Here is a 14,358-nt window from a genome sequence, read left to right as displayed (position 1 = left end):
CATGGCGGATTGCCATGCCACCAACCCCGCAAACATTCACTCCATGCATACGCGCACCTGCGGTGAGCTTCGTTCCGAGAACGTGGGCGAGGAAGTCACGCTTACCGGTTGGGTGAGTCGTCGCCGCGATCACGGCGGCCTGATTTTCTGCGACCTGCGCGACCGCGAAGGCATTACGCAGCTCACGTTCGACCCCGAGCACTCGCTGGGCGAGGCGTTCAAGATCGCCGAGACCATGCGTCCCGAGTGGCCCATCCGCGTGCACGGCGTGGTGCGCGGCCGCGGTGAGGACGCCGTGAACCCCAAGCTCGCCACGGGTGAGGTTGAGGTTCTGGTGGACGAGGCAACGGTGCTCAACCGCTCCAAGACCCCGCCGTTCCAGATTGAGGATGGCATCGAGACGGCCGAGGATACGCGTCTGCGTTATCGCTACCTCGATCTGCGCCGTCCCGAGATGAATGCTCGTCTGCGCCTGCGCTCCGACTTCACCTTCGCCATTCGCCAGGCTCTGCATGACCGCGCCTTTACCGAGGTCGAGACCCCTGCGCTTTTCAAGTCTACGCCCGAGGGCGCGCGCGACTTCATCGTGCCGAGCCGCCTGCAGCCCGGCAGCTTCTACGCGCTGCCGCAGTCCCCGCAGCTTCTCAAGCAGCTGCTCATGATCGGCGGTGTGGAGCGCTACTACCAGGTTGCCAAGTGCTTCCGTGACGAGGACCTGCGCGCCGACCGCCAGCCCGAGTTCACGCAGGTTGATATCGAGATGAGCTTTGTTGAGCAGGACGACGTGATGGGCGCGCTCGAGGACGTGCTTTCCAGCGCCTTCGCGCAGATGGGTGTCGAGATGCCCACGCCGCTGCGTCGCATGTCCTATTGGGACGCCATGGACACTTACGGCTCCGACAAGCCCGACACCCGTTACGGCATGAAGCTCGTGGACCTCACCGACGTGTTCGCCACGTCCGCGTTCAAGGTGTTCGCCAGCGCCGCCACTACTGAGGGCCAGGTCGTCAAGGCGATCAACGCCAAGGGTGCCGGCACGTGGCCGCGCGCGCAGATTGACAAGCTCGCCAAGGTTGCCTCCACGTTTGGCGCCAAGGGCCTTGCCTGGATCGCCTTCCGCGAGGACGGCTCTATGAACAGCCCCATCGTCAAGTTCTTCACCGATGAGGAGATGGCTGCGCTGCGCGAGCGCATGGACGTCGAGCCGGGCGACCTCGTGATGTTCGCCGCGGGCCCGCGTCTTGAGGCCGACGAGATCCTCGGCGGCATGCGCTCCCACATGGCCGATGCGCTTGAAATTCCCCGCGAGGGCCACGACTTCCTGTGGGTCGTCGACTTCCCGTTGTTCCACTGGGACGAGGAAGGCCAGCGCTACGAGGCTGAGCACCAGCCCTTCACGCTTCCGCACATCGACGAGCTCGACCTGCTCGAGACGAACCCGCTCGCCATGGGCTCCTGCACGTATGACTTCGTGATGGACGGCTTTGAGGCCGGCGGTGGCGGTATGCGTATCCACGACTCCGAGCTGCAGCTCAAGATGCTCGAGTTCATGGGATTCACCGAGGAGCGCGCGCGTTCGCAGTTTGGCTTCCTCATGGAGGCGCTCGAGTTCGGTGCGCCGCCCATGGGTGGTTTTGCGCTCGGTCTCGACCGCGTGTGCATGTTGCTGGCCGGTACGGATTCCATCCGCGACGTCATGGCGTTCCCCAAGACGAGCTCCGGCTCCGACCTCATGTCGGCCGCGCCGTCCGAGGTTTCTCTGGCACAGCTCAAAGAGGTTGGTCTGCGCTTGGAGTAAGGGACAAGCGGTCCAGCTGTAAACGAACTCTCGTTGAGGGGCGTCATGACTTCATGGCGCCCCTTTTGTTTCGCATACCGCCGTTGAGACCAGACCGATGTTGCATAAAACGGCTGGTTTTTGACACAACGGTCTGGTTTCAAATCCGAACTTGCAGCAATGGTCTGGTCTCAGTGTGCTGCCACCTGCGTAGGTACCGCAAGCACAGGGCGACCTGCAACAACGGTCCGGTCTCAAGTCTGTATTAAGATCCCGACTCCTTTTCTCCCAAATTCATCAGTTAATCTCCCAAAATGATAGTAATATTGGGACATAGATAGTCAGATTGGGAGAAACGTATGAGGGAATTTAACTATGCAGCGCTAAAAGAGCAGACATGGAGCAACGAGATCGTCTCCTATGTCGCGCAGATACATGAGTACAAGGGAAAGCAGAAGTTGCTTTTGTATCAGAAACCGGTTGCTCTCGACCGCCTGATGGAGATAGCCAGGATTCAAAGTACCGAGGGTTCCAACAGCATCGAGGGGATTCGGACTACCAATCCGCGTCTTCGTCAGTTGATTGCCAGCAAGACCACTCCGCGCAATCGCGACGAGGAGGAGATCTTAGGATATAGGAACGTATTGGATCTGGTGCACGAGAGTTACGAGTATATCCCGATAAAATCGAACTACATCCTGCAGCTCCACCGGGATCTTATGCATTTTACGAGCTACTCCTTCGGTGGACGTTATAAGTCTGCGCCGAACGAGATCGACATGATTCTTCCAAGCGGGGAGACGGCAACGTTGTTTGTCCCAGTGCCGCCGCATGAGGTGCCCGAGGTCATTGAGCGACTCTGCGGCGCATATGACCGAGCGTTGGCGGAAGGCAGGGTCGATCCGTTGATTTTGATTCCATGTTTCGTCTTGGACTTCCTATGCATCCATCCCTTTGAGGATGGTAACGGACGCATGAGCAGATTGCTCACGCTGTTGTTGCTTTATCGCGCCGGCTACATGGTCGGTCGATACATCAGCGTGGAGAAAGCGATCGAAAAGACCAAGGATGCCTACTATGACGCGTTGGCGGCATCGGACGTTGGTTGGCACGAGGGAACAAATGATCCGAAGCCGTTTATCGAGTACATGCTGAGCGTTATCCTCTCTTGCTATCGCGATCTCGAGCGGCGCGTTTCTATGGTAGAGGTTGCTGGAGCTAGAAGCACGTCTTATGACATCGTCTTGAACCATGTTCAAGATGTTATAGGCCCGTTTTCCAAGCGTGATGTGTTGGAGGCCTGTCCGGCGTTGGGCAGCTCGTCAGTGGAGTCGGCCCTCAAGCGGCTGGTCGACGAGGGGGCGCTCACTAAGATTGGAGCAGGTCGAAACACTCGATACGTAAGGGCGGACGCACACTGAAAGCTTATTCCCGGACGTACGCACGAGGTTTATGTTGCCAAGGTTCCGGCGCAGCCAGCTGGCGCCACTGTCGAATACTATGTGGTTGCGGCTGACGAGTCTGATCGCCGCGAGATGTTCCCGCGCGTTGCCCCTGCTCAGCTGAGGAGCTATCAGGTTGACTAGACGAATGTTGCATGCCCGAAGTTGAAACTAGACCAATGTTACATACCCACAACTGAGACCAGACGAATGTTGCATAAAACGGCTGATTTTTGACACAACGGCCTGGTTTCAAATCCGAATCTGCAATAACCGTCTGGTCTCAAGTGCGCTGTCGCTACGCAACGCAGCCGTTTGCACAACGAGGCGTTGCAATTGCGCGACGCCTCTTTTGTATGAACGTGCTACACTGTCCGCTGTAACACGGGGAGCTGGGAAATGGACCGGCTGAGAGGAGCGACCCATCGCTCGACCCGCAACCTGATCCGGGTAATGCCGGCGTAGGGACGTACAACCTCTCGCACAAACGAAGCGCGCGAAGGCCCCTACGAAACATCGAGGGGCCTTGTTTGTGCGGTGGCTTCGCGCCGCGCGGGCCCAGAAGGGAGCGCTCATGAAAGCGAGCGTTGCAATTCAGCTGCTGCCCCAGGGCGTGCAGGGAAACGACGAGGTCGTGCGCGTGGTCGACGAGGTCATCGCGTACATCATGTCCGAGTTCCCTGACGCATATGTGGGGCCGTTTGAGACGGCGATCGAGGGCGATTACGACCACTGCATGGAGGTTCTCGCCGAGTGCACGCGCGTTGCCGTGCGCGCCGGTTCCGCCAAGGTCGCGGTGTACTCGAAGATCTTCTTCGACGATGCCGATAACCTGCTGACTACCGAGGAGAAGACCGCCAAGTACCACGAGAACGATGCATAACGAATCGAACGACGCGCGCGGAGTGCCGATGAGTGGGGAAGTGGCGCATAACGAAGTGGGGCGCAGTGTCGATGGCACCGGTAGCCCTGGTGTCGATGGCGCAAGTAACGCGGCTGGCGGGACTGTCGGTGCCGATAAGGCCCAGGGTTCGGCATCTTCGCTCGGCATGCGTCTTGCAGCTCCGATAACGCTTGCAGTACTGATTGCCATATGGCAGCTGGTATGCATGGCCGGGCTGGTTCCGGGATACATGTTGCCGAGTCCCCTGGCCGTGGTGCAAGCGCTGGTAAGCGACTGGCCGCTTTTGTGCGAGCATGCCGTGACGTCGCTCATCGAAGCCGGACTCGGTCTGGCTGCGGGCGTGGCGCTCGGTTTTATTTCCGCGCTGCTCATGGATCGGTTCGAGGTGTTGTACCGGGCGGTGTATCCGCTGGTGGTGCTCACGCAAACGATTCCGAGTGTGGCCATTGCGCCGCTGCTTGTGTTGTGGTTTGGCTACGACATGCTGCCCAAAGTGGTACTCATCGTGGTGACGACGTTTTTCCCCATTACGGTGGGTCTACTCGAGGGCTTGCGCTCCGTTGACCCCGACGAGATCGATTTGCTGCGCTCGATGGGCGCCACTCGCGGGCAAATCATGCGCCACGTCAAGCTGCCCGCCGCACTGCCGCAGTTCTTCTCGGGCCTCAAGATTTCCGCAGCGTATGCCATTGTCGGTGCAGTGATCGCGGAATGGCTCGGCGGTTTTTCTGGCTTGGGCGTGTACATGACGCGCGTGCGCAAAGCGTATTCGTTCGACAAGATGTTCGCGGTGATCTTCCTTATCTCTGCGCTGAGCTTGCTGCTCATGTGGGCAGTTGAGGCGGTGCGCCGCATCTCGATGCCCTGGGAGCGCGGAGAGCGAAAACCACAGTAATGGCAGGTGGTGGCCTGAAGGCGTGGTTGTCTGGAGAAGCCACGGTAATGGTGTTCGCAGCGCGGAAGCGCGGTTGCCAAGGGAAATCACGGTAACGGTAGCTGCGCGCAACAACGTGACTATCTAGAGAAAAGCAATCGCAGCTGGTAGTAGCTGTGTTTCAAGGGAAAGTGAGAAATCCATCATGGATAAAAAATCGATGAAGCAGGCAATGGCAAAGGGCGACGCTTACGGCATGATGTCTCGTCGCACGTTGCTGGGGACGGGTCTTGCGGGTGCCGCCGCCCTTGGCGCATCTGCCCTTGCTGGCTGTGCTGGCAATAACTCCCCTGCAGGCTCCTCGGCAGGCGCATCGAATGAGCCGGAGCTGCGCAAGGTGACGTTTGCCCTGGACTGGACCCCCAACACGAACCACACGGGCGTGTACGTGGCCGCCGAGCGCGGATATTACAAAGAGGCGGGTCTCGAAGTCGAGATCGTGCAAGCGCCCGAGAACGGCGCGGATGCGCTGGTGGCTGCGGGCGATGCCGAGTTCGGCGTGAGCTTCCAAGACACGATGGCCGCCTATGTTTCCTCTGAGGATGTCCTGCCTGTCACGGCAGTTGCAGCCATCATCCAGCACAACACGTCGGGCATCATCAGCTTGAAGGAAAAGGGCATCGACAGCCCCGCAGACATGGCGGGACACACGTATGCGACATGGGAAATGCCTATTGAGCAGGGGATGATCGAACGTTGCGTTGAGAACGACGGCGGCACCTTCGACGAGGTGCAGATGGTGCCCTCGACCGTGACTGACGAGGTGAGCGCCCTGCAGGCCGACCAGGTCGACACCATCTGGATCTACTGGGCATGGGCTGGCGAGAAGTGCAAGCTGGCGGGCCTCGACACCAACTACTTTGCGTTCTCGGATATCGAGCCTGTGTTCGACTATTACACGCCGGTTATCATTGCGAACAATGACGTCATCGAGCAGGACGAAAAGCTGGTTCAGGCGTTCATCGACGCCACGCGCCGTGGTTACGAAGACTGCATTTCCGATCCGGATGCCGCCGCGGAGATCCTGCTCAAAGCTGCCCCTGAGCTCGATAGTGAGCTTGTCCACGCAAGCCAGGCATATCTCGCCGATCAGTACCAGGCGGATGCCGAGAACTGGGGTGCCATTGACGCGGCGCGCTGGGATGCGTTCTATGAGTGGGTGAGCGAGCAGGGTTTTGCACCCCAAATTGAGCCCGGCGCGGGACTTGATACGCGCTTTATCTAAGAAATATCGCGAATTCGGTTCAATTTTCTGGACTGTCGAGATAGACGTGGGTTATGGGCGCAAATTATCAGGCCTTTTGTTGGACAAAAAGCCGCTCTACTCGACATGCGCGATTAATTGAACCGAATTCGTGTCACTTGGTCGAAATGGACGGAATGCGGCGGGTTACCGACGCGATTGGGAGACGATGGCGATGGCGCGTCTTGAGGTAAAAGGCGTTTCACAGGAGTACGGCGACTTGCGTGTCCTCGATGATGTGTGTCTTACCGTGGAATCCGGGCAGGTAGCATGTTTGCTCGGTCCATCGGGTTGCGGAAAAACCACCCTATTTCATATCATCGCTGGGCTCGAGCGCCCCGTCGCGGGCAGCGTTAAACTCGACGAGCAGGACATCACCGGTGAATCGGGCCACTTGTCGTACATGCTGCAAAAAGACCTGCTCTTGCCGCATAAACGCATCATTGACAATGTATCGCTCCCGCTTGTGCTCCAAGGTATGTCAAAAGAGGCAGCGCGCGATCAGGCGCGCCCGCTGTTCGAGGCCTTCGGCCTCGAGGGCACGGAGGAACGCTGGCCGAGCGAGCTTTCGGGCGGCATGCGCCAGCGTGCTGCCCTGCTGCGCAGTTATCTCTTCTCACAGGAGTTCATGCTGCTTGATGAGCCATTTTCGGCTCTCGATGCGTTTACCAAGGCCGACATGCACACGTGGTTCCTTGACGTAATCGAGCGTTGTCATACCACTGCGTGCGTGGTTACGCATGACATCGACGAAGCGCTTACGCTGGCGGACGTCATTTACGTAATGCGAGGTGCTCCGCAGGCTGGTATGCCGACACGCATTGTGGGCGAGGAGCACATCACCTGTCCACACAGCGAGCGCGCAACGTTTAACCTCACGCCCGAGTTCCTCACACACAAACGTGCGGTGCTCGAGATGCTCGGCTAAGAGAAGCACATTGCGCACCAGGGCGCGCCGCGGTTCGAGCGCACATCCTGCGATAACAGTGCGCGCCTTGATTGAGAAGTGCCCTACTGCTGGGGAAGTGTACTGTGTCCTTCGTTCCAGCAATAGACGTGCGATGAGCGAAGGCAAAGCTTGCTTTCCCTTTACGTCGGGAGCCATGGAGCAACTAACGCGATGCAATAGCTTGGTATTTGGCGACCCTGTACATGGTGCGGGGTCGCTTCGTCTACATTTGATGGAGGGTCACGTTCATCGCGCACGCAAATCACCGTTGGGTATGATAAGTTCACCTTAGTAAACTATTTGATGAGGAGGAGCTTATGTCCCTCATTGATGTGCTTATCGTTGCTGTGATTGTCCTGGCATGCGCCGCTGCTATTCGTCGTATGTGCAAGCAGGGCGTATGTGGATCGTGTTCAAATGCTGGCAGCTGCGGAGGGGCATGTTCGTCATGCAGCGCCGCTCACCGTGCCTCTTGTCCAGCATGTCTTGGGGCAGACGAGGTCGAAAGGCGATTGAGCGCCGACATCACGGGCCCGAATACCGATACTTCGGACAAATGAGGAGTCAATTTGTAGTGGGGCTGGAAAAATGGTGAAGAGCTACCGCTAGCCGGATACGCTCATGGGAACAGATGCCCCCTCCACAAGCGGATGCTATGGTGAATTGAGTGTTCGCCATGGAGAGGAGCCGCCGTGACCACCCCGGAGCATTCCGAACAAACCATGAAGTACCTGCGTCTGCTTGCCCAAAAATTCCCGAGCGAGCAGGCTGTTTTTACCGAGATCATCAATCTGCAGGCAATTCTCAACCTGCCCAAGGGCACTGAGCATTTCATGAGCGACCTCCACGGTGAGTACGAGGCGTTCATGCACATTCTCAACAACTGCTCGGGTGTGGTACGCGAGCACGTGGATGAGATTTACAAAGATACGCTTACCGAGGATGAAAAGGGCGACCTGTGCACGCTCATTTACTATCCGCGCGAGAAGATCGCGCTGGTGCGTGAGGCACATCAGGATTCGAGCCAGTGGTATCGCGAATCCTTGGACGAGCTTCTTACGGTGACGCGCGCGCTTTCGAGCCGCTATACCCGCTCCAAGGTCCGCAAAGCGATTCCGCACGACTTTGCCTACATCATCGATGAGCTGCTGCACACGCATCCGGACGAGAACAACTACCGCGTGCGCTACCACGAGCGCATTATCGAGTCGATTATCGAGACGGGCGCCACCGACGACTTCATCTGCGCCCTTGCGGCTGTTATCAAGCGCCTTGTCATCGACCATATGCACCTGGTAGGCGACGTGTTCGACCGTGGCGGCGGTGCCTCGAAGATCATGGACCAGCTTATGAATTACCATTCGCTGGACATTCAATGGGGCAACCACGACATCCTGTGGATGGGCGCTACGGCCGGTTCCGCCGCCTGTGTCGCTACCGTGCTGCGCAACAACCTGCGCTACGACAACTACGAGATTTTGGAGAACGATTACGGCATCTCGCTGCGCGAACTCGTTGCCTTTGCGGATCGGACATACGCGCCGGTGCCCGCTGACGCCACGCCGTTCCAAGCTAAGCTCACCCCTCTGGTGAAGGCCGTTAACGTGCTGCTCTTCAAGCTCGAGGGGCAGATCATCATGCGCCATGCGAGCTTTGACATGCAAGATCGCCTGCTGCTGGACAAGATCGATTACGAGCATGGCACCATTACGGTTTCCGATGGTAACGAGTACCAGATGGCGACGCTCGATTTTCCCACGGTCGACCCCGAGCATCCGTATGAGCTCACCGAAGAGGAACAGCGCATCGTCGATAAGCTCGTTGCGGAGTTCAAGAACACCGATCACCTGCATCGACACATCGACTTTATGTACAGCCACGGTTCGATGTACCTGATGTACAACCGCAATCTGCTGTTCCACGGCTGCGTTCCGCTTAACGAGGACGGAACGTTCTCGAGCGTCAACTGCCTGGGTACGTGGCGCAGCGGCCGCGATTACCTGGACTTCTGCGATGACATTGCGCGCCGTGCATGGCGCACGGGCGACGAGGAGGCCCTCGACTGGATGTGGTACCTTTGGATCGGTATGAAGTCGCCGGCCAGTGGACGCCACGTCAAGACGTTCGAGCGTTCGTATGTCGAGGACAAATCGAGCTGGGTTGAGCCCATGGACCCGTATTTCTCGCTCACCAACGATCCGGCCGTGTGCGACTCGATTATGCGCGAGTTCGGTGGCGTTTCCGGTGCGGGTCATATCATCAACGGTCACACGCCCGTGCATACGGGGGACGGTGAGAAGCCCATCCGTGCCGATGGGCGACTGCTCGTCATCGACGGCGGCTTTTGCCGCGCATATCATCCCAAGACGGGTATTGCGGGCTACACGCTCATTTCGAGTTCCCGCGGATGCCGCCTCAAGGCGCATCGCGCATTTGAGAGCGTGGAGGCTGCACTTGCGCACAACGCCGACATCGTGAGCGAGACCGACCGTTTCGACGTTGCGGAAACGCGTCGCATGGTGGGGGATACCGACACGGGCGTTCAGATTCGCGAGCAAATCCGCGACCTGCACATGTTGCTCGATGCGTATCGCATAGGAGAGCTGTAACGGCGCCGTGCCGCTAGCGGGGCGCGCCGCACGAGTTGCATAAGTAGCCGATTTGCTGCACAAAACGCGGCGCCCTTGAGCGGTGGCATCCATACTGATCGTTGGGGGATCGCGCATACAAACCTCTCTAAGGTGTCCATTTGGTTACAGGGAAATATTGCAGCTTAGGGGCGTAATTTCCCTATGTTCTTGGGGCATAAGGTAAGGAAGTTTTTCGAAAAGAGGCGAAAAACCGTGCTAATGCTGTAGTATGCTAAAGTATCCGTACTGCACTGGGGAAAGGAACCTCTCATGAGTAACAGCACGAAGGAATTTATGCTCAATCGTCGTCAGGTGCTCGGCACGGTTGCCGCCGGCGCTGCAGCGCTCGGTCTTGCCGCTTGCGGCGGCGAGGAGCCCGCACCGGCGCCCGAGGGCTCCGCACCTACCGGCGACGACCTCGGCGATCAGGAGCCCACGGCTCTCGATGCCGAAGCTTATGATGCGCTCATCGCTTCCGGCGTCACCGCCGACGATGCGACCGTCGCTGCGAGCACGTGGGCCCAGGGCATCAAGGACGCTGGCACGATGCGCCTCGGCGTAGTCCAGACCTCCGTACTGTTCTCCCTGCTCAACGAGAAGGACAACAAGCTACGTGGCTTCGACGCCGGTCTTTCCCAGCTTCTGGTCCGCTACATCCTCGGCGATGAGTCCAAGTTCGAGATCACGCAGGTAACCTCCGACACCCGCGAGTCCGTCCTGCAGAACGACCAGGTTGACGCCGTGTTCGCCACCTATTCCATCACTGACGAGCGCAAGAAGCTCATCTCCTTCGCCGGCCCGTATTACAGCACGCAGCAATCCATCCTCGTGCTCGCCGACAACGACGACATTACGAGCGTTGACGACCTCGCCGGCAAGAACGTCGCCGTGCAGTCCGGTTCCACCGGCCCCGGCCTCATGGAGGAGCTGCAGCCCGACGCGGTGCTCCAGGAGTTCAAGACCGACGAAGAGGCTCGTTCCGCCCTCGCACAGAAGCGCGTCGACGCCTATGTGATCGACACGAACATGCTGCTCAGCTCCATGATGAAGCAGCCTGGCACCTATAAGCTCGCCGGTGAACCGTTCGGCCCCGAGGACCCCTACGGCATCGGCCTGCCGCTCGATTCCGACGGCGTCGCCTTCGTGAACGACTTCCTCGCCAAGATCGAGGAGGACGGCACGTGGGAGGCCCTGTGGAAGGTCTGCATCGGCGACCGCGCCGGTGTTGACGAGGTCCCGCAGCCGCCCGCGATCGGCGCATAACGTGGGGCTTTCAGAGCTTCTCTCCACATACAGGCAAAACTACGTTGATGCCTTGCTGGCCACTTGGAGCATGACGGCGCTGTGTTTTGTGTTTGTCATGCTCATGGCCGTGGCCATTACGGTGCTTCGCGTGTCGCCCTTCAAGCCGCTGCGTTTGGTGGGCGACCTGTATGTGCAGATATTCCGCAACATACCTGGCGTTTCCCTGCTGGTGATTATCGTTTACGCGCTGCCGAATCTGAACCTCGTGCTTCCGTATCGCACGTGCGTGATCGTGACCGTGATCCTGGTGGCTTCGGCCTTTGGATCCGAGAACTTCATGAGCGGTATCAACACGATCGGCGTGGGGCAAATCGAAGCGGCGCGTTCGCTGGGGCTTTCCTTTGGGCAGATTCTGCGCAAGATCGTGATTCCGCAGGCACTGCGCACCACCGTGCTCCCCATGACCAACCTGCTGATCGCTGTGATGCTCAGCACGTCACTCGGCTCGCAGGTGCCGCTCACGCCGCCTGAGCTTACTGGCGTGGTGTCCTACATCAATACGCGTTCGACCGGCGGTATCCTCGCATTCGGCATCGCCGCGGCGGGGTATGCGCTTACGGCGGTCGCCATCGCGTTCGTCGGTAATCGTCTCGACCGGAAGGTGAGGATCAAGCGATGAGTGCACACGCAACCATGAGCATGCGCGATGCGCTCTACGAGGCTCCTGGCCCCAAAACGCGCGCGAAGATCCGCATCGGCACGGCCATCACATCGGTGCTGGTAGCAGCCCTGCTGGGTTTGGTGATCTACCAATTCTGGAAGACCGGTCAGCTCAATCCGCGCTACTGGTCGTTCTTTACGTGGGGAAGCACGTGGCGATATCTGATGGCGGGCCTGCGCGGCACGATGACCGTCGCCCTCACCGCTGGTGCCATCGCGCTGGCGCTCGGCATGTTTTTGATGCTGGGACGTACGAGCGGCATTCGTTGGCTTGCGGCGGTTTGCCGCATCATCACGGACTTCTTCCGCGGCGTTCCGAGCCTGCTGCTCATCTACTTCTTCTTTTTGGTAGTACCGCAGTACGGCATCAAGATGTCGTCGTTCTGGATGATCACGCTGCCGGTCGCTCTTGCGGCTTCAGGCGTGCTGGCCGAGGTGCTGCGCGCAGGCGTCAATGCCGTGCCACGCGGTCAGACCGAGGCTGCCCTTGCGCTGGGCATGCGTCCCTTCCGCGTCATGATCAAGATCGTGCTGCCGCAGGCGATTCGTTACGTGATCCCCTCGCTCATTTCGCAGCTCGTCGTAGTGGTGAAGGACACCACGGTAGCCTACGTTGTGAGCTATCCTGACATGCTGCAGAATGCGCGCGTGTTGATTACCAACTACGACGCGCTTGTGAGCACGTATTTTGTGGTGGCAATCATCTACATCCTGCTCAACTACGCCATCAACCAGCTGTCGATTTACGTGAGCCATAAGACCGGCGCGCGTGTGGTGGACCGCCTGAGCACCAATCCGTCGTAGACGTGAAGCGGTTTGCCACGCCGTGCGATCCTGCGGGACATGTGTTCTGTCGGGTGTCGGACGTGGAGTGCGCGTATGTTGGACGGACATGACGAGTTTGTATTCGATCGGAGAGAACCATGACTCAGCCTATCATCGAGCTGAAGCACGTCGACAAGCACTACGGCGACCTGCATGTACTCAAGGACGTCAACCTTGCCGTAGATAAAGGCGAGGTCGTTGTGGTGATCGGCCCGTCCGGCTCGGGCAAGTCGACGCTGTGCCGCACGATTAACCGTTTGGAGACGATCGACTCCGGCGAGATCCTCATTGACGGCGAGCCACTGCCCGAGGAGGGCAAGGAGCTTGCGGCGATGCGCGCCGAGCTGGGTATGGTGTTTCAGAGCTTCAACCTGTTCGCGCATATGAGCATTTTGGACAACGTGACGCTTGGACCCATTGACGTGTTGGGCGTTCCCAAGGCCGAGGCGGAGAAACGCGCCATGGACCTGCTCGGCCGCGTTGGCGTCGCCGAGCAGGCGCACAAGGTGCCGGCGCAGCTCTCGGGCGGCCAGCAGCAGCGCGTCGCCATCGCGCGTTCGCTTGCCATGCATCCCAAGGCGATGCTGTTCGACGAGCCGACTTCGGCGCTCGACCCCGAGATGATCAACGAGGTGCTCGACGTCATGGTCGATCTGGCGAGCCAGGGCATGACCATGATCGTGGTGACGCATGAGATGAACTTTGCGCGTCGTGTTGCAAATCGCGTGGTCTTTATGGCCGACGGCGCTATTGTGGAGGAGGGCACGCCAGACGAGTTCTTCGACCATCCCAAGAGCGCCCGTGCCCGCGACTTCTTGGATTCAATTAAGGGACACTAGCCATGACGGAAGATTCCAGACGACCTTTGATTCTCATTGCTCCTCGCATGGAGAACATCGAGCCATGCTTGGAGATGCCCGAGCAGCTGGCGCCGTCGGTCGCCTCTGCCACGGTGTTTCTCGAGGCGATTCTCGCGGCGGGCGGTGTTCCGTTGATGATGTCGTTTACCGACGATGACGCGGTTATTCAACGTTACGTTGATATGGCAGACGGCATTGCGATTCCCGGAGGCCATGATGTCAGTCCGGCGCTTTGGGGCGATGAGGATCCATACCCGGAAGAGCTGCTGTGCCACGAGCGCGACGCGTTCGAGGTGAAGCTGATCCGCGCGACGCTTGCCGCGCACAAGCCGCTGTTCGCATCTTGCCGCGGTATGCAGATCTTGAACGTGGTGCTCGGAGGCTCGCTATGCATGGACGTTCCGAGTCGCCCCGTTCCCGACGGTATGGTGCACTGGCGCCATGCGCCCATTCTGCACGATCCCGCGCATCCCGTGGTGGTCGAGGACGGATCGCTGCTCTCGCGCATCCTGAATTGGCGCGGTGAGATCCAGGTCAACTCGAGCCATCATTGCTGCGTGGACAAGCTGGGCGAGGGCGTTCGCCTGGTCGCCGCGGCCACCGATGGCATACCCGAGGCGATCGAAGTCGAGGGCGAGCCCTTCTGCCTGGGCGTTCAATGGCATCCGGAGTACACGTGGCGTACGCTTGAGACGGATTTCAAGCTCTGGAGGGGCTTTGTGGACGCGTGTAAAAACGCGTGTGAAGAGTAGCCCGGATTGCGGCGGTGTACTCGTAGGGTCGCGAAAATTGAACCGAATTCGTGACTTACGTTCGACAAAATCCAGGG

Annotated in this window: 12 protein-coding genes and 1 riboswitch; all 12 genes read left to right on the top strand. The window is 59.1% G+C overall.

Annotation, left to right across the window (positions count from 1 at the left end; genetic code table 11):
• The first annotated feature begins 1 nt into the window (after window position 1).
• The 12 genes from aspS (at window position 2) to C1711_RS04080 (ending at window position 14,281) form a co-directional block, all read left to right on the top strand.
• Window positions 2–1,798 carry an aspartate--tRNA ligase gene (gene aspS, locus C1711_RS04135; protein WP_102337917.1) on the top strand — a complete coding sequence of 599 codons (1,797 nt, stop codon included), beginning with the start codon at window positions 2–4 and terminating at the stop codon, window positions 1,796–1,798.
• A gap of 338 nt (window positions 1,799–2,136) precedes the next feature.
• Window positions 2,137–3,198 carry a Fic family protein gene (locus C1711_RS04130; protein ID WP_102337916.1) on the top strand — a complete coding sequence of 354 codons (1,062 nt, stop codon included), beginning with the start codon at window positions 2,137–2,139 and terminating at the stop codon, window positions 3,196–3,198.
• A gap of 396 nt (window positions 3,199–3,594) precedes the next feature.
• A riboswitch (TPP riboswitch) is annotated at window positions 3,595–3,704 on the top strand.
• A gap of 89 nt (window positions 3,705–3,793) precedes the next feature.
• Window positions 3,794–4,102 carry a thiamine-binding protein gene (locus tag C1711_RS04125; RefSeq protein ID WP_102337915.1) on the top strand — a complete coding sequence of 103 codons (309 nt, stop codon included), beginning with the start codon at window positions 3,794–3,796 and terminating at the stop codon, window positions 4,100–4,102.
• Between the two features lie 166 nt (window positions 4,103–4,268).
• Window positions 4,269–5,018 (top strand): ABC transporter permease, encoded by a 750-nt coding sequence (locus tag C1711_RS04120; protein ID WP_102338561.1) that lies wholly within the window; start codon window positions 4,269–4,271, stop codon window positions 5,016–5,018.
• A gap of 184 nt (window positions 5,019–5,202) precedes the next feature.
• Window positions 5,203–6,282, top strand: a complete 1,080-nt coding sequence (locus tag C1711_RS04115) for an ABC transporter substrate-binding protein (RefSeq protein ID WP_234346224.1) — start codon at window positions 5,203–5,205, stop codon at window positions 6,280–6,282.
• Between the two features lie 193 nt (window positions 6,283–6,475).
• The gene (locus C1711_RS04110) at window positions 6,476–7,228 is read left to right on the top strand and encodes an ABC transporter ATP-binding protein (RefSeq protein ID WP_102338559.1); all 753 of its coding nucleotides are present in this window, start codon (window positions 6,476–6,478) and stop codon (window positions 7,226–7,228) included.
• Window positions 7,229–7,941: 713 nt separating this feature from the next.
• Complete coding sequence (locus C1711_RS04105) at window positions 7,942–9,858, top strand: fructose-1,6-bisphosphatase (protein WP_324761441.1); 1,917 nt, start codon at window positions 7,942–7,944, stop codon at window positions 9,856–9,858.
• Window positions 9,859–10,149: 291 nt separating this feature from the next.
• On the top strand, window positions 10,150–11,142 hold the full coding sequence (locus tag C1711_RS04100; protein ID WP_102337914.1) for a glutamate ABC transporter substrate-binding protein: 993 nt from the start codon (window positions 10,150–10,152) through the stop codon (window positions 11,140–11,142).
• A gap of 1 nt (window position 11,143) precedes the next feature.
• Window positions 11,144–11,803 carry an amino acid ABC transporter permease gene (locus C1711_RS04095; protein WP_102337913.1) on the top strand — a complete coding sequence of 220 codons (660 nt, stop codon included), beginning with the start codon at window positions 11,144–11,146 and terminating at the stop codon, window positions 11,801–11,803.
• Window positions 11,800–12,648, top strand: a complete 849-nt coding sequence (locus C1711_RS04090) for an amino acid ABC transporter permease (RefSeq protein WP_102337912.1) — start codon at window positions 11,800–11,802, stop codon at window positions 12,646–12,648. The genes C1711_RS04095 and C1711_RS04090 overlap by 4 nt, the downstream gene beginning before the upstream one ends.
• Before the next feature lie 119 nt (window positions 12,649–12,767).
• Entirely contained in the window at window positions 12,768–13,508 is a 741-nt protein-coding gene (locus tag C1711_RS04085; protein ID WP_102337911.1) for an amino acid ABC transporter ATP-binding protein, read from the top strand.
• A 2-nt stretch (window positions 13,509–13,510) separates the two neighbouring features.
• Window positions 13,511–14,281 carry a gamma-glutamyl-gamma-aminobutyrate hydrolase family protein gene (locus C1711_RS04080; RefSeq protein WP_102337910.1) on the top strand — a complete coding sequence of 257 codons (771 nt, stop codon included), beginning with the start codon at window positions 13,511–13,513 and terminating at the stop codon, window positions 14,279–14,281.
• Window positions 14,282–14,358: the final 77 nt, after the last annotated feature.

The sequence above is a fragment of the Collinsella provencensis genome (assembly GCF_900199705.1).
GTDB lineage: Bacteria > Actinomycetota > Coriobacteriia > Coriobacteriales > Coriobacteriaceae > Collinsella > Collinsella provencensis.
Note: the sequence above shows the minus strand (reverse complement) of the source record. Positions and strands in the feature narration are given on the sequence as shown.